General features: G+C 66.8%; 18 protein-coding genes and 1 pseudogene. 17 read left to right on the forward strand and 2 right to left on the reverse strand.

From position 1 onward, the window contains the following. Nucleotides 1–374: 374 nt before the first annotated feature. From poxB to J3489_RS21455, 9 genes and pseudogenes are all read left to right on the forward strand, one after another. Nucleotides 375–2,096 (forward strand): ubiquinone-dependent pyruvate dehydrogenase, encoded by a 1,722-nt coding sequence (gene poxB / locus J3489_RS21415; protein WP_207001410.1) that lies wholly within the window; start codon nucleotides 375–377, stop codon nucleotides 2,094–2,096. Between the two features lie 55 nt (nucleotides 2,097–2,151). Next, complete coding sequence (locus tag J3489_RS21420) at nucleotides 2,152–2,430, forward strand: YtcA family lipoprotein (protein ID WP_242540187.1); 279 nt, start codon at nucleotides 2,152–2,154, stop codon at nucleotides 2,428–2,430. 14 nt (nucleotides 2,431–2,444) lie between these two features. Then, nucleotides 2,445–3,527, forward strand: a complete 1,083-nt coding sequence (mdtN, locus tag J3489_RS21425; protein WP_207001412.1) for a multidrug transporter subunit MdtN — start codon at nucleotides 2,445–2,447, stop codon at nucleotides 3,525–3,527. Continuing rightward, nucleotides 3,524–5,698, forward strand: a complete 2,175-nt coding sequence (locus J3489_RS21430) for an FUSC family protein (protein ID WP_207001414.1) — start codon at nucleotides 3,524–3,526, stop codon at nucleotides 5,696–5,698. Before mdtN ends, J3489_RS21430 begins: the two co-directional genes overlap by 4 nt. A gap of 6 nt (nucleotides 5,699–5,704) precedes the next feature. Further along, complete coding sequence (locus J3489_RS21435) at nucleotides 5,705–7,234, forward strand: MdtP family multidrug efflux transporter outer membrane subunit (protein WP_207001416.1); 1,530 nt, start codon at nucleotides 5,705–5,707, stop codon at nucleotides 7,232–7,234. 45 nt (nucleotides 7,235–7,279) lie between these two features. Next, nucleotides 7,280–7,681 (forward strand): Ros/MucR family transcriptional regulator, encoded by a 402-nt coding sequence (locus J3489_RS21440; protein ID WP_207001564.1) that lies wholly within the window; start codon nucleotides 7,280–7,282, stop codon nucleotides 7,679–7,681. A 237-nt stretch (nucleotides 7,682–7,918) separates the two neighbouring features. Continuing rightward, nucleotides 7,919–8,320 (forward strand): annotated as a pseudogene (locus J3489_RS21445) (helix-turn-helix domain-containing protein); the annotation flags it as partial. A 2-nt stretch (nucleotides 8,321–8,322) separates the two neighbouring features. Continuing rightward, complete coding sequence (locus J3489_RS21450; protein WP_207001420.1) at nucleotides 8,323–8,721, forward strand: DUF3331 domain-containing protein; 399 nt, start codon at nucleotides 8,323–8,325, stop codon at nucleotides 8,719–8,721. 342 nt (nucleotides 8,722–9,063) lie between these two features. Further along, entirely contained in the window at nucleotides 9,064–10,716 is a 1,653-nt protein-coding gene (locus J3489_RS21455) for a helix-turn-helix transcriptional regulator (protein ID WP_207001422.1), read from the forward strand. On the opposite strand, the gene J3489_RS21460 is transcribed toward J3489_RS21455, so the two are convergent. Continuing rightward, entirely contained in the window at nucleotides 10,713–10,880 is a 168-nt protein-coding gene (locus tag J3489_RS21460) for a hypothetical protein (protein WP_207001424.1), read from the reverse strand. The genes J3489_RS21455 and J3489_RS21460 overlap by 4 nt on opposite strands. A 140-nt stretch (nucleotides 10,881–11,020) precedes the next feature. Between J3489_RS21460 and J3489_RS21465 the strand changes: the two genes are divergently transcribed. The 6 genes from J3489_RS21465 (at nucleotide 11,021) to J3489_RS21490 (ending at nucleotide 20,112) form a co-directional block, all read left to right on the forward strand. Next, on the forward strand, nucleotides 11,021–14,119 hold the full coding sequence (locus J3489_RS21465; RefSeq protein ID WP_207001426.1) for an ATP-binding protein: 3,099 nt from the start codon (nucleotides 11,021–11,023) through the stop codon (nucleotides 14,117–14,119). Nucleotides 14,120–14,324: 205 nt separating this feature from the next. After that, nucleotides 14,325–16,034, forward strand: a complete 1,710-nt coding sequence (locus tag J3489_RS21470) for a thiamine pyrophosphate-dependent enzyme (RefSeq protein ID WP_207001427.1) — start codon at nucleotides 14,325–14,327, stop codon at nucleotides 16,032–16,034. Between the two features lie 105 nt (nucleotides 16,035–16,139). After that, on the forward strand, nucleotides 16,140–16,883 hold the full coding sequence (locus tag J3489_RS21475) for a DUF3348 domain-containing protein (protein WP_207001429.1): 744 nt from the start codon (nucleotides 16,140–16,142) through the stop codon (nucleotides 16,881–16,883). 10 nt (nucleotides 16,884–16,893) lie between these two features. After that, a complete protein-coding gene (locus J3489_RS21480; RefSeq protein WP_207001431.1) occupies nucleotides 16,894–18,825 on the forward strand; it encodes a DUF802 domain-containing protein in 1,932 nt (643 codons plus the stop codon). Beyond that, nucleotides 18,822–19,469, forward strand: a complete 648-nt coding sequence (locus J3489_RS21485; protein WP_207001434.1) for an OmpA family protein — start codon at nucleotides 18,822–18,824, stop codon at nucleotides 19,467–19,469. The genes J3489_RS21480 and J3489_RS21485 overlap by 4 nt, the downstream gene beginning before the upstream one ends. Further along, complete coding sequence (locus J3489_RS21490; RefSeq protein ID WP_207001436.1) at nucleotides 19,462–20,112, forward strand: DUF2894 domain-containing protein; 651 nt, start codon at nucleotides 19,462–19,464, stop codon at nucleotides 20,110–20,112. Before J3489_RS21485 ends, J3489_RS21490 begins: the two co-directional genes overlap by 8 nt. 33 nt (nucleotides 20,113–20,145) lie before the next feature. Here the strand turns inward: J3489_RS21490 and J3489_RS21495 are convergent, their stop codons facing one another. After that, nucleotides 20,146–20,904, reverse strand: coding sequence for a GntR family transcriptional regulator (locus J3489_RS21495; RefSeq protein ID WP_207001438.1), 759 nt, complete (start codon nucleotides 20,902–20,904; stop codon nucleotides 20,146–20,148). A gap of 137 nt (nucleotides 20,905–21,041) precedes the next feature. On the opposite strand from J3489_RS21495, the gene J3489_RS21500 reads away from it, so the two are divergent. Further along, nucleotides 21,042–21,323, forward strand: a complete 282-nt coding sequence (locus J3489_RS21500) for a UxaA family hydrolase (RefSeq protein WP_207001440.1) — start codon at nucleotides 21,042–21,044, stop codon at nucleotides 21,321–21,323. Between the two features lie 58 nt (nucleotides 21,324–21,381). Continuing rightward, nucleotides 21,382–22,557, forward strand: coding sequence for a UxaA family hydrolase (locus tag J3489_RS21505; RefSeq protein WP_207001442.1), 1,176 nt, complete (start codon nucleotides 21,382–21,384; stop codon nucleotides 22,555–22,557). The last annotated feature ends 68 nt before the right edge of the window (nucleotides 22,558–22,625 follow it).

The following is a 22,625-nucleotide window of genomic DNA, read 5'->3' on the forward strand; positions in this document are numbered from 1 at the left end:
CGGTCTGTCGATTCGGGCAATTTCGAAACGTCACCGTGCGAATCCTAAAGCACGCCCGGACGAGCCGCGACACCATCGTCGAAGTCAACCCGAGGCCGCCCGCCCACGTGCCTGCAATCTGACGCAGCGCCACACGGGCTGAGAGCGACGCGCGATCACAGGAGACGCATCATGAACTACCCCCACGCTCACTACCGTTCGCTGTCGACCGGAGTTAGCGCTTTAGCGCTTACTCCGGTCCCATGCAAAGCGCCCCCCGAGGGGGCCGATGCCGTCCACGGCCGGCTTTGCGAAGCCGGCCGGCTGCGCAGGCGCGGAGCGGTGCTCCGCGAATTCCCTGCTACGCCCCTCGGGGCGGCCCAGCGGGAGGCATCATGACTACCGCAGCAGACTACCTGGTCGATGCCTTGGCGCACGCCGGCGTGAAGCGCATTTACGGCGTCGTCGGCGACTCGTTGAACGGCATCTCCGATTCGCTCAGGCGCTCCGGCAAGATCGACTGGATCCACGTGCGGCACGAGGAAGGCGCCGCCTTCGCGGCCGGTGCGGAAGCGCATCTCACCGGCCGCCTGGCGGTGTGCGCCGGCAGTTGCGGACCGGGCAACCTGCACTTGATCAACGGGCTGTTCGACTGCCACCGCAGCGGCGTGCCCGTGCTTGCGATCGCCGCGCACATTCCGAGCTCGGAGATCGGCATCGACTACTTTCAGGCAACGCATCCGGAAACCCTGTTCAAGGAGTGCAGCCACTACGTGGAACTCGTGTCGAACGTCGGCCAGCTGCCGCAGATCCTGACCCGCGCGATGCGGGTCGCGGTCGGACGGCGCGGCGTGGCGGTCGTCGTGATTCCGGGCGACGTCGCGCTGTCGCCGACGATTGCCGAGGTTGCGCCTTGGCTGGTGCCGTCGACGCCGCCCGTGCTGCGTCCGGCCGACGACGAGATCTCGTGCCTCGCGGGCATGCTGCAGGCGGCATCGCGCGTGACGCTGATGTGTGGCGCGGGCTGCGCGGGCGCGCACGACGAAGTGGTCGAGCTCGCGAAGCGCCTGAAGGCGCCTGTCGTGCACTCGCTGCGCGGCAAGGAGTCCGTCGAGCACGACAACCCGTACGACGTCGGCATGACGGGCATGGTGGGGTTCGCGTCGGGCTACGCCGCGATGAAGGCGTGCGACATGCTGCTGCTGCTCGGCACCGATTTTCCCTACCGGCAGTTCTATCCGGAGAACGCGAAGATCGCGCAAATCGACGTGCGTCCCGAAGCGCTCGGCAACCGCTGTTCGCTCGATCTCGGCCTGCTCGGCACGGTCAAGGACACGCTCGCCGCGTTGCTGCCCGCCCTCGACGAAAAGACCGATTCGGCGCATCTCGACAGCGCGCTCGCGCATTACCGGCAGGCGCGCAAGGATCTCGACTCGCTCGCCGAGAGCAATCCGTCGAGCACGATGATCCATCCGCAGTATGTGACGCGGCTCGTGAGCCAGCTCGCGGCCGACGACGCGATCTTCACCTGCGACGTCGGAACGCCGATCGCATGGACGGCGCGCTATCTGAAGCTCAACGGCCGGCGCCGGCTGATCGGTTCGTTCAATCACGGCTCGATGGCGAACGCGATGCTGCATGCGATCGGCGCACAGGCCGCGTATCCCGGCCGCCAGGTGGTCTCGATGTCCGGTGACGGCGGGTTCACGATGATGATGGGCGACTTCATCACGCTCGTTCAGGCGGAGCTGCCGGTGAAGGTGATCGTGCTGAACAACGGCACGCTGGGCTTCGTCGAAATTGAAATGCGCGCGTCGGGCTTCGTCGATTCCGGTTGCGACCTCGTCAATCCGAACTTCGCGCGCATGGCCGAAGCGGTGGGCGTGAAGGGCATCCGCGTCGAGCAACCGCAGGAGCTCGAAGGCGCGCTCGCGGAAGCGCTCGCCTACGACGGGCCCGCGCTCGTCGACGTCGTCAGCGCGCGCCAGGAACTGATCATGCCGCCGAAGACCACCCTCGATGAAGCCTGGCATTTCGGCCTCTTCATGATGAGGGCGGTAATGGACGGCCGCGGCAGCGAGCTGATCGATCTCGCGAAAGTGAACCTGACGCGCTGAGCCGCGCGCCGCTGAACCGAATTGCTTCATTGCCTGCCATCAGGGGGAGACGGCGATGTCGAGTGGTTTGCGCCCTGGGCGCCATGCGTGGACGATCCTGATGCCGTGCGCGCCGCTCACTGCGTGTAGCGACGCGCCGTCGGTCGGCGTGCTGGGCGCGTACTTTCCGGACTGGCTGTTCTGCATCGCGGGCGGCGTGCTGCTGGTGGCGTGCGTGCACGTGCTGCTGTCGCGCAGCGGCCGCGGCGATTGGCTCGCGCCGCCCGCGATCGTCTACCCGGCGCTGACGGTGCTGTTTTCGATCGCGCTCTGGGTAGTTGGCTTCAACCTCTAACCGACCGTGTGACCATGACCGCTGCCCACAGCACGGACGCAGGAAAACAGCGTCCGCGAACCTGGCCTGCCATGCTGCTGGTCGTACTGGCCGTCGTCGCGATCATCGCCGTGATCTGGCGCGTGGATACCGCGCCGCGCACCGACGACGCGTATGCGTACGCCGACACGATCGGCGTCTCGCCCGAAGTCAGCGGCAAGATCGTGACGCTCGCGGTGCGCGACAACCAGGCGGTGAAGCAGGGCGACCTGCTGTTCGAGATCGATCCGCGGCCGTATCAGTTCGCGTTGCAGCGCGCGCAGGCGGCACTCGCGCAACTCGATGCGCAGATTCCGCTGACGCAGCGCACCGTCAATGCGCAAGGATTCAGCGCCGACGCTGCAAAGTCGGCGGTCGTGCGCGCGCAGGCCGCCGCGAAGCAGGCGGGGGACACGCTGGCGAGAATGGAGCCGCTGATCGCGAAGGGCTACCTCTCCGCCGACGAACTGGACCGCGCACGCACCGCGCAGCGCGCCGCGCTGGCCGAGCTCGCGGCCGCGCAATCGCAGGCGCGCGAGGCGCAGGCGGCGGTCAGCAGCGTCGCCGCGCTCGTCGCGCAGCGCGCGGTGCTGCTCGCCGAAATCGCGACGGCGCAGCTCAACCTCGAATATGCGACCGTGCGCGCGCCGTTCGATGGCCGCGTCGTCGAGCTGCGCACGTCCGTCGGGCAGTTCGTGTCCGCGCAAAAGCCCGTCTTCACGCTGATCGATACGCGGCACTGGTACGTGATCGCCAATTTCCGCGAGAACGAGCTCGGCAACATCCGGCCCGGCACCCGCGCGACCGTCTACCTGATGAGCAATACCCGCATCCGTTTCAGCGGCTCGGTCGACTCGATCGGCTTCGGCGTCGAGCCGCAGGACGGCGGGGGCGCCGCGAACGGTCTGCCGAACATTCAGCGCAGCATCAACTGGGTGCACGTTGCGCAGCGCTTTCCGGTGAAGATCGAGGTCGATCATCCTGATCCGCAGCTGTTCCGGATCGGCACGTCCGCCGTCGCCGTGCTGCAGCCCGAACGCCGCGACAACCGCGCGACGCCCGATGGAGCGCCGTCATGAGCGGCCTCGACGGCGTCGGGCGCCGTCTCGCCTGGCCGCGGCCGCTCGCGGAGCTCGCAGCCTTCCTGCGCTACGAGCTCGCCGCGTTTCCGGGGCGCGGCAACGTGACGATGCGCTGCGTGCTCGGCAGCGCGATCGTGATCGTCGCGTCGATGACGTTGCGAGTGCCCGAGCTTGCGTTGTCGCTGATCGTGGTGTTCTTCGTCACGCAGGCGAACATCGTGCTGACCCGCGTGATCGCATTGAATCTCGTGATCGGCACGACGTGCGCGATCGCCTGCACGATCGGACTCTACGCGCTGACGTTCGACTATCCGCTGCTGCGCATCATCGTTGCGAGCGCGATCTTTTTTTGCAGCACCTATCTGATGCGGGCCGTGACGAAATTCGGGCTCGTTTTCTTTCTCGTCTCGCTGATCGTGATTTACGCGCAGAGCTTCGGCGATCTGACCGACAACGCGGAAGCGCTGGTGCGTAGCTTGTTATGGGTGTGGTCGGCGGTCAACTACGCCGTGGCAGTGTCGCTGCTCATCAACACGCTGTTTTTGCCGGCCGAGCCGGAGCGGCAGCTGCGCGCCGCGATGCAGCGGCAGCTCGCGACGGCCCATGCGCGGCTCGCCGCCGTGCTCGACGTGCATGCGCCGGCCGTGCGGATCGGCTCGCTCGATCTCGAGCGCGGTGCATTGTCGTTGCAGAAGCTCATGCGCTTCGCGGCAATGCGTCACCGTTACAGCAACGAGGATGTGTCGGCGATGCTGGCCTGCGTGACTGCGGTATCGCGCATCGTCGAGGCTGCGGCGGTGCTTCCCGACGATGCCGTCGCGCACGGCGCCGGGCAGATCGATGCCATCCGCGCGGTGCAGGTCGAACTCGTGTCGCTCGACCACGCGCTCGGCGACGACGCGCAATGGCTGCACTGGAGCGCACCCGAGCGCGCGCCGGTATCGACGTCGATACCGGCGCTCGACGCGATGCAGCGCGCGCTCAGTGCGCTCTCCGATGCCGCGCGGGGCGCCGCGCCGCCGCCGCCGGACGAAGCGGCCGCCGGCGGTGCAGCGGAGAAAGCGGAGAAAGCGGAGAAAGCGGCGGCGCGCTCTGCGCTGCTCGAACCGGACGTCTTCGCGAATCCGCGCTACGCGCGCTTCTCGCTGCGTACGCTGCTGTCGGTGCTGATCTGCTACGTGTTCTACAACGCGGTGAATTGGCCGGGCATCCACACGATCATGCTGACGTGTCTCGTGGTCGCGCTGCCGAGCCTCGGCGCGTCGAGCCGCCATGGCCTGCTGCGGATCAGCGGCGCCCTGGTCGGCAGCGCGCTGGCGCTGTTCATGGTCGCGTTCGTGATTCCGCGGCTGGAGAGCGTGACGGGGCTGCTGCTGATGAGCCTGCCCGTGATCGCGCTCGGCGCCTGGGTGTCGGCGGGGTCCGAGCGGATCAGCTATGCCGGCGTCCAGATCATGTTTACGTTTGCGCTGGCGTTGCTCGAATCGTTCTCGCCGCCGTCCGATCTCACCGAGATCCGCGACCGGATGGCCGGCATCTTGTTAGGCGTCGGCGTGGCAACCTTCATCCAGATGTCGATGTGGCCGGAAGGCGAAGCGGATGCGCTGCGTGCGCAACTGGCGTCGGTGCTGCGCGAGATCGCGGCGCTGGCGCGCGTCGGTGCGAGGGCGATGCTCACCGGCCCGCGCGCGACGGATTCGCCGGCGGTGGCCGCAACGTGGGCCAAGCTCGCGGACTGCGAGACGGTGCTGGCGCGCGTCTCGCTCGAACCCGACTGGCGCGAGGGCGAGACGGCGCGGATTACGCTGCTGTCGCAGACGGTGCTCGCGCAGAGCCGTGCGCTGCTCGTCGCGCTCGAAGCGTTTCACGACGAGGCGATGACCGACCCGTCGGGAGGCGCGTCGATGGAGCGCGCAGGGAAGTTTCAGGCGGATGTCGCGGATGCGCTCGCGCGATACGCGTCACAGCTTGCGGCCGAGCCGCCGGCCGCGACGACCCCGGCGCCGGCCGACCCGAGTCGACTGCGCGCCGCGCCGGCAGGGGCAGCGGGCGCGGCAGGCGGGCAAGCGCTGGAACGGCACGCGCAACGGATCGATGCGGCGCTCGCCGGGTTGCCGCGCTGGTCGGCAGGCGACCGTGCGTCCGGCGAATTCGCGAGTGCGGGGTGATCGGCGATGACGCGCTTCGCCTTGGTCCTTCGCCGCCGCCTGCCGCCCCTGCCGCACGTACGGGCTGCACGGCTGGCCGGCCGCTGGCTCGCGTCTCTCGCGCTGCCGTTGCTTGCCTCGTGCGCGATCATTCACCACGACAGTCCGCCCGCCGCGATGATCGCGCCGCAGCAGATCCGCCTCGCCGACGACATCCATCTCGCGAACGAAGGCTGGCCTTCGGCGCGCTGGTGGGAGCAGTATCACGATCCGCAGCTCGATACGCTGGTCGAGCTGGCGCTCGCCCATGCGCCGACGCTCGCCATTGCGCGCGAGCACGTGTCGCAGGCCCACGCGCAGGTCGAGCTGATCCGCGCGGGGTCCGGTCTGCAGATGTCCGCGCTGGCGGCTGCCGATCGCGAGCGGGTCTCGAGTCACGGTTTCCTCAGCGCGTATGCGTCGCACGACCCGGCGATCGGCGCGTTCGGGCCGTGGTATTGGACCGGGCTCGTGGGCGTCGACGCTCACTACGACATCGACATCTGGGGCAAGCAGCGCGACCTCGTGCGCGCGGCGATCGGCGAGCAGAACGCGCGGCGCGCGGAGGCGGCGCAGGCCGAGCTCGAGCTGTCGGCAGGCGTCGCGCAGCTCTACTACAGCATCCAGATCACCTACGCGAGCCTCGACCTGTTGCGGCAGCTTCGCGAAGTGCGCGCGTTCGAGCTCGACACGCGATCGGCGCGGCACGAACGCGGCCTCGAAGCGCTGACCCAGACCGCCGGCGCGCGCGCGCAGCTGCTCGCGATCGACCAGCAGATCGCCTCGACCCAGGAGCAGGTCGTCCACGCGCGCGAGGCGCTGCGCGCGCTGGCGGGCGTCGGTCCCGACGCTCTGCCGGCGATCGCACCGGTGCCGTTGCCGGCGCCGTCGGTTTCGCTGCCGTCGGCGCTGTCGTATGAGCTGCTCGCGCGGCGCCCGGATCTGCAGGCGATGCGCTGGCTGGTACAGGCGTCGTTCGACCGGATCGATGCGGCGAAAGCGGCGTTCTACCCGAGCTTCGATATCACCGCGTTCTTCGGTTTCAACGCGCTGCGAATGCGCGACCTGTTCATGCATTCGAGCCAGCAGATCAACCTCATTCCCGGCCTCACGCTGCCGATCTTCGACGGCGGCCGCCTGAACGCAAACCTGCACGGCGCGCGCACGGCCAGCAACACGCTGATCGAGCAGTACGACCAGGCGGTGCTCGACGCGGTGCGCGACGTCGCGCAGAGCGGCAGCGAGATCGATGACCTCGATCATCGCGTGCATCTGCAGCGTGACCGGATCGACGCGTTGCGCTTCGCGAGCGACAGTGCCGAGGCGGGCTACCAGACCGGCCTGAGCGACAGGTTGACCGCGATGCAGGCGAAGGCGCCCGTCATCGAGGGGCGCCTCGAGCTCGTGCAGCTTGCCGGCGACGAGATCGAGGCGGGCATCGTGCTGACCAAGGCGCTCGGTGGCGGCTATCGCAGCGACGACCTGCCGGCGGACCCGGCCGCCACGAAGGCGCACTAGTCGGCGAGCGCGCCGGGAACCGTTGATCCGTCGAGGCCGGTCGTGATGGAGGACATCGATCTGATCGAGCTCACCGCCAAAATCGTGGCGAGCTTCGTTTCGTGCAATCCGTTGCCGGCGGCCGATCTGCCGGCGTTCATCTCGAGCACCTACGGCGCGCTGGCCGCATTGCGCACGACGTCGGCACCGGCCGCGCAGCAGCGGGCTGCGGTGCCGATCGACGAATCGGTGCGCGATGATTACCTCGTCTGTCTCGAAGACGGACGCAAGCTGAAGTCGCTCAAGCGCCACCTGCAGCGCCACTTCGCGATGACCCCCGCCGAATACCGCGCGAAGTGGGGCCTGCCTGCTGACTACCCGATGGTCGCGCCGGCCTATTCCGCGCTGCGCTCGTCGATCGCGAAGCGCCATCCCGCGGGCGCAATCAAGCCGCGCCGCGGCTCCTGAGAACGGACGAACGAGGGACGCCGCGCCCGTCGCGCTCACCCGACGAGGGGATGTCGCGCCGCGGCCGGATTGCGCAAAATGGGGACTGTCGATATCTGCCCTGGGAGCCGGCCGGCTTTCGTCACGGGCACATCATCGGCATCGACCGTGGAGGCGCACATGAGCACGCAGACATCGAATGCAGCGCGCGGCAGCGAGGCGGCAGGATTCGCCGCCGACAGCGGGACCGCGGCCGAGCGGCGCGCGGCGTCGCTGCCGAAGTGGCGTCTGCGCCGCGCGCTCGACTTCATCGAAGCGAATCTCGGGCAGCCGATCGGACTTGCCGATGTCGCCGCCAGCACCGGCCTCACCCGCATGCATTTCGCCGCGCAGTTCCGCTCGACCACCGGCTATTCGCCGCACACGTACTTGCTGCGGCGCAGGATCGAGCATGCCCAGACGCTGCTGCGCTCGTCGGCGCTCAGCGTGCTCGACGTCGCGCTCAGTTGTGGCTTCGGCTCGCATGCGCACTTCACGACCGTCTTCGGGCGGATGGTCGGCGAGCCGCCCAACAGCTGGCGGGCCCGGATGCGCGGCGAGGGGCCGATCGTAGCGTCGGCCGTGGCGAGCGCCGCGCGCGGCGACGACACGGGAGCGTGATCATGCAGGCCGACCCGGCGGATGACGAATGCTGGCGCGCCGCGCTGCGCCTGCTCGACGACGGCTCGTGCGAGCGGGCCGCGAGCCGCTTGGCGCCGCGCCGCGAAGCCGCAACGGTGCCGGTTGCGCAAACCGGCGCGCGCCGCGAATGCGTGGTGCGCGTGGTCGATCGCGTTTCGGCGGGGATCGTGGTCGTGTACTGGTGCGACGCAACGTCCTGCCGTTACGGCGACCAGTTGTGGAAGGTGGGCGTCGCGAAGCGGCGCGGTCGCTGCGCGCTGTCGGGCGCGCCGATCGACGCCGGCGACGCGGTCTATCGGCCGCGGTCGGCGCGGCCGCGTCCCGTCAACGCGGCCGCGATGATGCTGGCGTCCGAGGTCGAGCGCGTGTCGCCCGGCTGACCGCTCACCGTATTACAAACCTCGGTATTGATCGCTTTCGTTTCGGTTGCGGCTCGGACAACACCGGGCGACAACCGATCCTTTACCAAAAAATAACCGAATCATCACGCTTCTCCGGACAGTCATGTCTAGTCTGGACGGCACTGAGTTCGTCGAGCGGTTGCGACGATCTGGTGTCCGACGGAGCGTGGAATGAACGAGGCGTTTGTCTGCGAAATTGATCAGGAAGCGGGGCAGCGTCGCCCCTGCGCGGCGCCGCCGCAGGGGCAGTCCGAAACCCTCGCGATGCGAGGGCTTCACGTCGCGCCGCCCGCCTCGCTGGAGGCCGGCGAAGTGCTGTCGTTGGCGCGCGCCGGCCGCGGACGGCCGGCGGTGAGCGTGGCGCGCATCCATCTGGATCTTGCGCGCGCGTGGCAGATGCTGATCCGGCTCCAGGCCGCCGAAGCGCTGCTGATCGCGCAGCGGATCGAAGGGCAGGCCGGCCCGTTGCCGGGCTCGGTCGCGGTTGCGGTGCGCGGCGAGCTCGCGGCCGTGCGGGCCGCGGCGCTCGTGCTGCAGGACGATGCAGGGGCGGCATTGGCCGCTGCGCTTTCGGCCCTGCGGCTCGGCGCCGCAACGCCCACCGCGCATGTCGCGCTGACGGTGTGCCGCTGCGTGTACTGGCGCTTCGGCGATCCCGAGAGTTTCTACGCGGTGGAACGCCGGGAGCCGGGCGAGCAGCCGGGCCGGCTGCGCGCGATTACCACGATGTTCGACCTTGCGCTCGATGCCGCGGCCGAATTCGGTCAGATGCATTTCAATGCCGCGCGCTTGTTGGCCGACGACGCGCTTGACGTCGCGCGCCGCTACGGCGCCGGCCCGGCGGCGATCGACGCGCTGCCCGCCTGCGTGATGGCGCAGGTGTTGTACGAGGAGGGCCGCGTCGACGAGAGCGAGGCGCTGGTCGCGGCACGGCTGCCGGGAATCCGGCAGGGCGGCACGATCGAAGGCGCGCTGCGCGGTTACGGACTGCTCGCCCGCATCGCCGCGAACCGGCGGCAACCGGGACAAGGGCTCTTGCTGCTGGCCGAGGCGGACGCGCTTGGGACGAAGCGCAACTGGCCGCGGCTGCGCGCCGCCAGCCTCGCGCAGCAGGTCGAGATGCACGTGGCCGCGGATCGCATCGACCAGGCGGCGCTCTGCGCGCAACGGCTCGCCGTGCTGGACGGGCAATGCGGCGCGGCGAGCAGCAGCGCGCGCTTCGAGATCGCGCGCTACCACGTGCTCGCGCAGGCGCGGCTGGCGCTCGCGCAGGCGCACTCCAAGGCATTCGCGCAGGCGCACTCCAAGGCATTCGCGCAGGCGCACTCCAAGGCATTCGCGCAGGCGCACTCCGAGGCATCCGCGCGGACATCCGCCGCGATCGACCTCGCGGCGCTGCGGGAGCTCCATAGCGATACCGTTTTGAGACGCGATCGATACGGCGCGGTGACGATCGCGCTGCTGCTGGTCGAAGCGCTGCTGGCCGCCGGTCGGCGCGATGAAGCGGTCGAGGCCCTCGTCGCGCTGCTGAAGGAGGCGGCTTCGGTGGGACTGCATCAGACGCTCGTCGACTGCAGCGAGCGCGTTGCGACGCTGATCGACGGCATCGTGCGGGGTTCGATCGTGCCCGCCGGCGGCGTCCGCGAACTGCTTCCCTACGCAGGCGCATTGATGTCGCGACGCCGGCGCGGCACCGCCAACGCGCAACCGGGGCGTGATACGGTGCCGGACACTGCGCGATCCGTGGCCGCCATGGGCCTCAGCGAACGTGAACGCACGATCGTCGGACTGATGGGGGGCGGGCTGACCAACAAGCAGATCGCGATCCGGCTGCGCATCGCGCCCGAGACCGTGAAGTCTCATGCAAAGCATCTTTATACGAAGCTGTCGGTGAAGAACCGGACCGAAGCGGTGACGCTGGCGAGCCGTCTGGGTCTGGTCCGGCTTTCCGGGAGCCGCGTCGCGGGCGACTAGCCCGTTTCGAACGTCACGCGCAGGCGATGGCTCGACGGCAGCGTCGCGGCGAGCGCTTCGCTGGGCAGTTTCGCTTCGTTGGTTGTCGCGATTCTATACTGCGGATAACCAGCCAGGCGGGATTGCAAACGCGTCACGCGTGGCGGTAATGCGGACTGGACCATTCGATTACCAAATTAAGACCAAAAATTCACCCTTCTGGAATTCGGCCGCCTTACCCTGACCTTGCTTCGCTGGAGCAAGCCGAAGCGGTCACTCGCGCAACCCATTCGGGCCTGATCCAGGCTTGAGGAGCAAGGTTGGTATGAAGGCTCGGCCGGGCACGCTATCTTCGTTCAGTTTCGAAGGCTTTCGTCTGGATACGGCGAACGAATGCCTTTGGCGGCTGGATTCCGACGCGACAGCCGAGCGGATCGACCTGACGCGCAAGACCTTCGGCGTTTTGCGGTTTTTGATCGAGAATCGCGGTGCGCTGATTACCCATGACGCGCTGCTCGAAGCGGTGTGGCCCGACGTGCACGTGCAGCCCGAAGTCGTGAAGGCTCACATACGGATGATCCGGGCACGGCTCGGCGATAACGCGCAGCGCCCTCGCTACATCGAAACGCTGCACGGACGCGGCTATCGTTTCGTCGCGCCCGTAGAAGTCCCTTCAATCGAGCCCCTGCCGGTCGCAGGCGAGGAGAGCTTCGGCCGCCTGGTCGGGCGCACGAGCGAACTGCAGCAACTGGGTGCCGCAATGGACCGGGCCAGATCCGGAAACGGTCAGGTCGTGATGGTGGCCGGCGAGCCGGGCATCGGCAAGACAGCGTTGCTCAAGCAGTTCGTTGCCGCCCAAAAGCTCGAACATGGCGATGCGCGGGTCGCTGAAGGGCGTTGCGTCGAGGGCTATGGCGGCACGGAGCCGTTTTATCCGGTTCTGCAGGCTCTCGGGCAGCTTTGTCAGGGAACCGGCGGCAGCGACGTCGTGAACGCGCTGGTGACGCTGGCGCCCACGTGGGCGTTGCAGCTCCCGGGCCAGGTGGCGAGCCCTGTGCGCGAGGCCCTGCATCGGCAGATTCTCGGGGCGTCGCGCGAGCGCATGCTGCGGGAGATCAGCGGCTTGCTGAGCTTTCTGACGCAGACGCAACCGCTGCTTCTGATATTCGAAGATCTTCATTGGGCCGACTACTCAACCATAGATTTGCTGGCGGCGATTGCGCGCCAGCCAGGAGCGCTGCGCCTGATGGTCGTCGCCACTTACCGGCCGGATGAGGCGGCGCTGGCCGAACACCCGATCGAGCATCTGCACCACGAGCTTTCGTTGAGGGGCCTATGCCGGGATCTGGCGCTTGGCCCGCTGCCTGGCGACGCGGTGCTTTCGTGGCTGACAGACCGCGATCATCTCGACCCTGCCGAGGAAGAACTGTCTTATCTCATCGCGCAACGTTGCGGCGGCAATCCGCTGTTTATGCGGGCGACCCTCGCAGATCTCGTGGAGCGCAACATGCTCCGCAAGACGGCGACGGGCTGGCGGCCCCTGGCGCCATTGGGGACGATCGGCGCGGCAGCGCCAAACACGATAACCCAGGCACTCGAGGGCAGAATCCGGCGCCTGGGCACCGACGAACGGAATCTGCTTGAAGCCGCCAGCGTTGCAGGGCTCTGCTTTTCATCTGCGACCGTGGCCGAGGCCGCGGGTCTGTCGGCGGAGCAGTTCGACGATCTGTGCGAGATGCTGGCACGCAATCAACGCTTTATTCAACGTTGCGGAGTGAAACGCTTACCCGACGGGGGCGCAGCGGCGGCGTTCTGTTTCGACCATGCGCTCATTCGCGACGCGTTCTATGGGCGTCAAGGGCTGACTCGCCGCTCCCGTTTGCATCGGCAAATCGCGGAACGGCTCGAGGCGATCTATGCCCGTGACCAGAGAGCGGAGGTGGCATACGAGCTCGGACAACATTTCGCTGACGCGAGAGACTGGCTCAAAGCGATCGATTCTCTGCGCATTGCGCTGCAAACCGCCAAGGTTCGCTTCGCGTATCGCGAGGCGCAGTCGATTCTCGACTTTGCCGCTTTGCTCATCGCAAAGTTGCCGGCTGATTTGCGTCCGCTCAAAAGCTTCGAGTTTGCCGAGGCACGCGCGTCGCTATACGCTGCGGCGCACGATCCGCGCGCCAAGGCAGCCTGGGTCGAACTCGAGGAGCAGGCACGCTCGATTGGCCGGCTCGATGCGCAATTGCGCGCCATGCTCGGCCTCGCCTACGTCTTTAGCTGGAGCGACAGGCAACGTTGCATTGAGGTGCTGAACGAAGCGCTTGCGCTCAGTGCATCGCATCCCGACATGCGCGTCAGTGCGCTGGTCCGCGTGAGTGCCTACGTACGCCGTATTTGGACCAACGGCTGGTCGCATGCCGATCTGACCGAGTGCGAGACTGCGATTCGCGCGTTGCGCGAGACGGGGGATCCATTGCTGATCGCCCGGGCGAATATGGAATACAGCATGCTGTGCATCATTTCCACCCGGTATCGCGAAGCGCTCGGAACTGTGCGGGCGAATTACCGGATCCTCTTCGAGCATGCGGTGGAACATCCGGGCTTCGACCTCGCGAGGGCGACGTGGATGCTCCGGCTGGGTACGCCGTGGGCTCAGCTTTTCCTTGGCGAGCTAGGCCGGTCGATGGAATCGTTCGACCAGGGCATGACTTCGTTCCGCGAGAACGGCGACTATTTTTCGGCCCGCACACTCGAGGTCTATAGAGGGTGGTTGCTCGTCCACACGATGGACTACGAGTCGATCATCGAAATGTACGAACGGTTCGTGCCGGCTTCAAATCCGACCGCTCGGGCGGTGGAAGGCGACCCCGGCGCACTGCTGCCCGTGCAACATCGTGCGTGTATCGTGCTCGCCGGCCTCGCGTACATAGGATTGGAGGACGGCGTACGCGCCGCGTCGTTGTTTGCCGAAGCGCGACGGCAGATGGACGCCACGCCCATCATGTTCGACTGGTACTGGCGACTGGCAACCGAATGGGGTACCGCCGAGGCCGCGATGATGGCGGGCGACCCGCGCACCGCCCGATCGCACGCCCAGGCGTTCCTGAAGCTCGCCCTCGCCACCGAAGACCGGACGTGGCAGGCACTCGCCTGGGAAGTCGTTGCGCGCGAGGCGCTCGCGAGCGGCGATCCGGTCATGGCACTCGACCGTATCCACTCCGCGTTCGCGGCCGCGGCAGGATTCGAAACTCCGCTGGCGGACTGGCGGCTTCACCGCACCGCGGCGGCTATTCACGAGGCCCGCGGCGACGCCGAACAGGCGGAGGTGCAACAGCGCCGTTTCACTTCGACGCTCGAGCGGCTGTCGAATTCATTGCCGCGAGGCGATCAGATCGGCCGACGCCTGCTCGCGCTGTCGACCAGCTGATGCACGCTTCAAGCGTGAGACATGGGGGAGCCGTCATGGCGCCGATCCCCTCTTGGGGTGATATCGGGCAATCAGGAGTCCATGCAAGATAAGTGAATCCTCCCCACCGATGGAATCGGCGCGACCGGCAGTGACGAACTCCGGGCCTGCGGTTCACAACGGCGGCTGATCATTTCATGCATGGAGCACTTTCAGGAGAGCCGACATGAGCAAGAAAGTTGCCGAAGTCATTGTGGACACGCTCGCCTCGGCGGGCGTAAAGCATTGCTACGGGATCGTGGGCGACACGCTGAATCTCATCGCTCACCACATCAACGAAAGCGGCATCGGGTGGGTCCATGTGCGCCACGAGGAGGCGGGGGCGTTCGCCGCCGAAGCCGAAGCCATGTTGACCGGCAGCCTCACGGCCGTTGCGGGAAGCTGCGGGCCTGGCAGCCTTCACTTCATCAACGGCCTGGTGGACGCCAACCGCAATCGGGCTCCGGTCATCCTGATCGCCACCCAGGTGGCGAGCGAGGAACTCGGCTTCAACTTTCCGCAGGAAGTCGACTTCAAGGCGATCTACGGATCGTGCAGCGTGTTCTGCGACATGATCATTACGCCGGAGCAGGCGCGGCGCAAAACCGTGATTGCCTGTCAGACCGCAATTGCAAAGGGCGGCGTCGCTGTGCTGATCGTTCCGGTCGACATCGCCCATGCCGATACCAGCGATGACGTCCCGTATTCGGTCCACACGAATGTGCCCGTTGTCCGGCCGAGTGACGCAGACCTCGACCGTGTCGCCGACATCCTCAATTCGGGCGAAAAGATCGCGATCTATGGGGGGGCGGGATGCCGTGGCGCCCACGCCGAAATCCTTGCGGTAGCCGAGCGGCTCAAGGCGCCCATTGCGCACACGTCCCGCGCAAAAGACGCGCTGGAACACGACAACCCGTACAACGTCGGCATGACCGGCATTATCGGCAGCGAAGCGGGCTATCTGGCGGTATCCGAGTGCGAGACCTTGCTGTTGCTGGGCGCCGACTTCGCATGGCGGCAGTTCTACCCGGAAAAGGCCAAGATCGTTCAGATCGACCTCGCCCCCGATCATCTCGGCCGCCGGCATCCGGTTACATTAGGGCTGGTCGGAGATATCAAGTCCACGATGGAGGCGTTGTTGCCGCGCCTCGAACCGCGCACGTCGACCGAGTTCCGCGACAAGCTCGTCGAACGGCATGCCCGCGCGGTGGAAACCCACCGGTCCAAGGCCGTCGCCTCGAACCGCGGAACGATTCCGCCTATCTATCTGACCGAGCTGATCAACCGGCATGCAGCGAGCGATGCACTCTTCTGCGCCGACGATGGGACGCCCACGGTCTGGCTTTATCGGCATATCGACACGAACGGAAAACGCCGGGTGTTTTCGAGTCTGCTCCACGGCACGATGGCGGCGGCCATGCCGATGGCATTGGGGCTGCAAAAGTGCCAGCCCGGACGCCAGGTGATTTCCATGTCCGGCGATGGCGGGCTCGCCATGATGTTCGGTGAGCTCATGACGGCCGTGCAGGAGAAGCTGCCCATCAAGGTGGTCGTGTTCGACAACGGCAAGCTTGGATTTATCGACATCGAGCAGAAGTCCGAAGGCATGCTCCCGCTTTATACGGGGCTGCTCAACCCGGACTTCGGCAAGGTTGCCGAGGCGATCGGATTGTGGGGGCGCACGGTGGCGAAAGCCGATGAGCTCGAAGACGCCGTCGTGACATGGTTGAACGAGCCCGGCCCCGCGCTTCTGAACGTCAAGGTCGATACGATGACGCTCGTGATGCCGCCGAAGATCGAGTGGGGGGCCGCGTACGGAATGGTCCTGTATTCGGCGAAAGCCATGCTGCAGGGGCAGTCCGCCGACGTGTTCGCCATGATCCGTGAAAATTTGTAGGACTTGCCGGGTCACCGCCTCGGCGGCGAGCGTTCCGACCACGGCGAGTTTGACGGTCCGTGTGCCGTCAGCGTGTAAACTACTGCCTTTTTTGCCTTTCGCAGTATGGTGCAAGCCCCTCAGCGCGCCGCTCTCGGCGGCGCGCCGCTCGTTCGCTTACTCGCACGCCTGGCGGACGTCGATATTCCCGAATCCGGCCAATCGCTCTCGGACCGGTTGAGCCAATGGCTCGGCTGGACCGACGCCATCGCGCTGTCCACGGCATTGAACGGCAATCCCCCGGCGCCTGCCTCGGGCGTGCGCGGCGAGGGCCGCGACGAAGCGAAACTGTGTGCCCAGGTGCGCAGCTCGCTGACGAAAGCCATCGTCGGCGATAGCGCGTTCGCGTCCAACCGGCGCGACGGGCGTGCGCCATTGCGCGCCCAGGAAGCCCCGGTGGACGAAGCAGCCGGTTACCCGGTCTTTCGCCAGCGCTATGTGTCGCTGCAGCAGGTGATGGAGACGGAGATCGGCACGCTGCGCGGCCGTCTGCGCGCTTTGCTCGCCGGTCGGCCGCGCGGCATGGCGCGGCTCGCGATGGTCGATGCCGTCATGGAACGAGCGCTCGCCGCGCGCGAGCAGAGTCTCTTCGCCACCGTGCCCGTGTGGCTCGCGGGGCACTTCGAGCGCTTGCGCCAAGCCGAGCTGCAGAGGCTCGCCGGCGCCGAAGCGTCGCAGGACGCCCCCACGATCACGCCCGGCGCCTGGCTGGACGTGTTCCGCAAGGACATGCAGAGCGTGTTGCTCGCCGAACTCGAGGTTCGGTTTCAACCGGTCGCAGGGCTGCTCGCGGCCCTGCGCGCCAGCTAACCAAGACGCCATGCCTAAATTTCGTATTGATCTCGTTGTTTTCTTAGCAGGTCTTTTCGCCGTGTGCTGGATCGGTGCCGGCTATGTCGGCACGAACCCGTTGGCGCTGGCCGTCACGATGTTGATTGGGCTCTGCTACCTCGCGGGTGCGTTCGAATTGCGGCGCTATCAGCAGGCGACGTCCACGCTCTCGCGTGCCGTCGCGAACCTGTCCGAGCCGCCGGCGAGGCTCAGCGCCTGGCTCGACGCATTGCATCCCAGCCTGCGCAGCGCGGTGCAAGTGCGCATCGACGGGGAGCGCGCGGCCTTGCCGGGACCGGCGCTCACGCCCTATCTGGTCGGCTTGCTCGTGCTGCTCGGCATGCTGGGCACGCTGCTCGGCATGGTGGCGACGTTGCGGGGCACCGGGGCGGCGCTCGAAAGCGCGACGGACCTCGACGCGATCCGCGCGTCGCTCGCTGCGCCCGTCAAGGGGCTTGGCTTTGCGTTCGGCACGTCGATTGCAGGCGTGGCCACTTCCGCGATGCTGGGGCTGCTGTCCGCGTTATGCCGGCGCGAACGGATCGGGGCGGCTCAGCAGCTCGACGCGAAGATCGCGACCGTGTTGCGGATCTATTCGCACGCCCATCAGCGCGAGGAGCGCTTCAAGCTGCTGCAGCGGCAGGCCGAGATGATGCCGGCCTTGGTGGAGCGTCTGCAGACGATGATGACGGCCATCGAGCAGCAGAGCCTCGCTTTGAGCGAGCGGCAGATTGCCAGCCAGCAAGTCTTCCTCGACAACGCGCAAGCCGCCTATGCCCGTCTCGCCTCCTCCGTGGGGCAGTCGCTGAAGGAGAGCGTTGCCGGCAGTGCGCGCGCGGCGAGTGCGGCGCTCGAGCCGGTCGTCGCGGCCACCATGGACGGTCTCAAGCGCGAGGCGGCAACGTTCCACGACACCGTGACGCACGCCGTCGAGCGGCAGCTTGACGGCCTGTCGACCGGTATCGAGACGGCAGCCAAGCACGTCGCGGACATCTGGGATCAGGCGCTGTCGCGGCAAGCGCGCGTCGGCGAGAACTTGGCGGACCACAACCAGCGCGCGCTCACGGCGGCCGCGGCGGCCTTCGAGCAGCACTCGGCGTCGCTGCTTCGAGCGATGAATCACTCGCATGCGGATTTGCAGGCCGAATTGGCGTCGCGCGATCAGCAGCGTCTCGCGGCCTGGACCGAGTCGCTCGCTGCGATGGCCGCCGGTCTGCGCAACGAGTGGGCGGAAGCGGGCGCGCTTGCGGCGAGCCAGCAGCAGGAAATCTGCGACACGCTCGCGCGCACCGCGCGCGACATCGCCTCTGAAACGCAGGCGCACGCGAGCGGCACGAGCGCCGAGATCGCGCGGCTCGTGCAAGCGGCGTCGGAAGCGCCCAGGGCCGCGGCCGAAGTCGTCGCCGAGTTGCGTCAGAAGCTCTCCGACAGCATGGCGCGCGACACCGCGATGCTGGAGGAGCGCAGCCGCCTGCTGGCCACGCTGGAGACGCTGCTCGCCGCCGTGAACCATGCCTCGACCGAGCAGCGTTCGGCCGTCGACGCGCTGGTCGCCACGTCCGCGGATCTGCTCGCTCGCGTCGGCACGCAGTTCACTGACAAAGTCGCAGCCGAAACGCGGAATCTCTCGGCGGTGGCGGCACAGGTCACCGGCAGCGCGGTCGAGGTGGCGAGCCTCGGCGAAGCGTTCGGCGCGGCCGTGCAGGTGTTCGGCGAGTCGAACGACAAGCTCGTGACCCACCTGCAACGGATCGAAGCCGCGCTCGACAAGTCCCTCGCGCGCAGTGACGAACAGCTTGCCTACTACGTGGCCCAGGCGCGGGAAGTCATCGACCTGAGCATGATGTCGCAGAAGCAGATCGTCGAAGACCTGCAGCGCATCGCGATTCAGCGGGCGCCGGCGGGAGCGGAAGCAGAATGAGCGTAGAAATCGACGGCGGCGTCGAGCCGGCAGCGCCGATCTGGGCCGCGTTCGGCGACTTGATGTCGGCGCTGCTCGGGGCCTTCGTGCTGATCCTCGTCTGCGTGATCGGCATCCAGCTTCAGCTCTCGGCCAATCTCGAGAAGGAGGTCAAAGCGCGGCAGATGGAAACGCAGCGCCGCAAGACGCTGGAGCAGGCATTGGCGGGCCCGCTGGCGGCGGGGCGGATCACGCTCGTCAACGGGCGCATCGGCATCAGCGGCAGCGTGCTGTTCGCGCTGAACTCCGATCAATTGCAGCCCGAGGGCCGGGAGTTATTGAAGAGCTTGGCCGGACCGCTGTCCGCCTACCTCAAGGCTCGCGACGAAATCCTGATGGTGAGCGGCTTTGCCGATGACCAGCAGGTGCGCTCGGGCAATCGCCGCTTCGCCGACAACTGGGAGCTGTCGGCCCAGCGCGCGTTGACGGTGACGCGCACGTTCATCGACGAAGGCGTTCCGGCCTCGTCGGTCTTTGCGGCCGCGTTCGGCTCGGAGCAGCCGGTCAGCTCCAATGCCGACGAAGAGGGGCGGGCGAAGAACCGGCGCGTGGAAATCGCGCCGGTCCCGAGGTCGACGGCTTCGAACGGCGGGCATCGTGAGTAGCGGCGAGACACTCGCCCGGGCGACGCTCGACGCGTGGCGCGAGCGCGGCGCCGATCGGCTGGACCCTGTGCGTTTCCGCTTCATCGAAGCGCTCGATCGGCGGGCTTCCGGCCACCGGGGCGAGGCACGGCGCATTCTGGACGAGCGGCTGTCCACCCTGCTCGAGGCCTATGCGAGCGATCTGGAAAACGCCGCAGCCAAGACGGCCGATGCCGATCACGAGGCGGCGCCGCGCGAGCCTCGTCGCGGCGCGCTTGGCGGGCTCATCGACTCCCTCGCCAGCCGGGCGTCCGCGAAAGGCGAGCCACTGGCGGACAACACCATCTTCCGGCCGTCTTCCCTTCCGGAACCGGAGTTGCTCGACTACTTCAGGGAAACCTGGTCCAAGCTGAGCACTGAGCGACAGCTGCGGCAATCGGAGCACCAAGTACCCAAGAACGCCGGGCCGCTCAATTCGAGCAGCCTCGTGCACCGGTCGCTCTCGCTGATGCGCGAGCTGTCGCCGGGATATCTCCAGCAATTCCTGTCGTATGTGGACGCCTTGTCGTCGGTCGAGCAGATGAACGGCGGCGCTGCCCTGACGACTAAAGACGTGCCGCGCGGCGGAAGCGCCAAGAAGAGCGCGCGGAGCAAACCGCGCTGACGCCGATTTTCCGCTCGTCGCGCCGACATCCCATCAGGTGGATTCGTCGCGCGAGGTCATCCCGACCACGTATTCATAGCGCTCGGTGTTCACGTGCGAGATGCGCACTTCGACCGGCTGCTGATGATACGAGTAGGCGACGCGCCGCACCTCGAGCAGCGGATCGCCTTGAGCGACATCGAGCAATTCGCTTTCGAGTTCGTTGGCGCTCGCCGCACGCACGCGTTCGCTGGTGCCGACGACATTGATGCCGAACGCCTCCTGATAGAAGTTGTAGAGCGTGCTCGGGCGTCCGCGCAGCGCGGCTTCGGTCAACCCCGGAAAGCAGGATTCGGGCACCGTGATGTTGTCGATCATCATGGCTTCGCCATGCAGAGCAAGCCGGTTGGTGAACGTAAACACGCGCGCGCCCGGTTCGATTTCGAGCAGTTCCGCCACTTCGCGCGAGGCCTTCGCCTTCTTGAAGCCGGCGAGTTCGACGACGGGATAGGTCTTGTCGCCGTCCTGGCGCGCGATCCGAAAGAACCGGAAGTAGTGCTGGTCGCGCTGGTGCTGGGCCACGAACGTGCCGAGCCCCTGATGGCGAATCAGGATGTTGTCGGCGACGAGTTCGTCGATAGCCTTGCGCAGCGTGCCGATCGACACGCCGAAGCGCTCGGAAAGGCGCTTTTCCGACGGAATCGCTTCCCCGCCTTTCCACTCTTGTGCGGCAAGCGCCGCCAGGAGCGCGTTCTTCACTTCCTTGTAGCGCGTTCCGCCGACGGCGGAGACACCTAACGTACGCGCATTCATCGCGACCTCCCAGATTAATGAATTCCGGCCCTCGGTTCCGGCTTGTCGTGCCGATTTTACCTTGCGCGATTGACGTGACACATATAGATGATATAGTTGATATGGATATCAGCTCAACCTCATTACAGGAGCGAAAGATGATCCATATCGTGTTGCACGAATCGAAGGACACCGTCGGCGTGGCGGTCGTGGAGGGCATCAAGGCAGGCGAGCGCCTGAATGCATGGATCATGGACGACGACGAGGTCATCACCGTCCTGGCCAAACAGGACATCCCGATCGGCCACAAGGTCGCGCTCAAGGATATGAGCGTCGGCGATACGGTGTTCAAGTACGGCGTCGATATCGGCAGGGTCGTCGCGCCGATCAGCGCCGGCGAGCACGCTCACGTGCACAACATCAAGACGAAGCGCTGGTAAGCGCTACCTCCACCGCGGCATCCCTTTCCTTTCAGTCAAGCCAGAGCAGAGAGGCACCATGAGCGTAATCGACCACAACACGACTTTTCGCGGCTATCGCCGGGCCAACGGGCGCGTCGGCGTGCGCAACCATGTGATCATCCTGCCGGTCGACGATTTGTCGAATGCGGCGGCGCAAGCCGTTGAAAACAACATCAAGGGCACGATGGCGCTGCCCCATCCGTACGGGCGCCTGCAGTTCGGCGCCGACCTCGACCTGCATTTCCGCACGCTGATCGGCGCGGGGTGCAATCCGAATGTCGCCGCCGTGGTGGTGATCGGGATCGAAGACGGCTGGACCAAGCGCGTCGTCGACGGCATCGCCCAAACGGGCAAGCCCGTCATGGGCTTCGGCATCGAGCTGCATGGCGATCACGACACGATCCTGCGCGCGTCCAAGGCGGCCAAGGAGATGGTGCAGTACGCGACCTCGCTCGAGCGCGAGACGTGCCCGATCTCCGATCTCTGGGTGTCGACGAAATGCGGCGAGTCGGACACGACCTCGGGCTGCGGCGCGAACCCGACGGTCGGCAATGCGTTCGACAAGCTCTATGGCCTCGGCACCACGCTGGTCTTTGGCGAAACTTCCGAACTGACGGGCGGCGAGCAGCTCGTCGCCGCGCGCTGCGCGAACGATCAGGTGCGCGAGCGCTTCCAGTTCATGTTCGACCGCTATCAGGACATGATCAACCGCTGGAAGACGGACGACCTCTCGGAATCGCAGCCGACCAAGGGCAACATCGCAGGCGGCTTGACCACGATCGAAGAGAAGGCGCTCGGCAACATCCAGAAGATCGGCAAGAAGTGCGTGATCGACGGCGTGCTCGACAAGGCCGAGGCGCCGACCGGGCCGGGACTGTGGTTCATGGATTCGTCATCGGCCGCCGCCGAAATGGTCACGCTGTGCGCGGCGTCCGGCTTCGCCGTGCATTTCTTCCCGACGGGGCAGGGCAACGTGATCGGCAATCCGATCGTGCCGGTCATCAAGATCTGCGCGAACCCGCGCACGGTGCGGACGATGTCCGAGCATATCGACGTCGACGTGTCGGGTCTGCTGCAGCGCGAGCAGAACCTCGACCAGGCCGGCGACAAGCTGCTCGAATCGATGCTGGCAACCGTCAATGGCCGGTGGACCGCAGCCGAGGCGCTGGGTCATCGCGAGTTTGTGCTGACGCGGTTGTTCGAAAGCGCTTGAGCGATACCAGCCGGGGCGGCAGCCTCCCGGCAAAGGCGCGGGGTGCGGACGAGCGCTAAGCGGCGCGT

The organism is Trinickia mobilis, from assembly GCF_017315705.1.
In the GTDB taxonomy this organism is placed as follows: domain Bacteria; phylum Pseudomonadota; class Gammaproteobacteria; order Burkholderiales; family Burkholderiaceae; genus Trinickia_A; species Trinickia_A mobilis.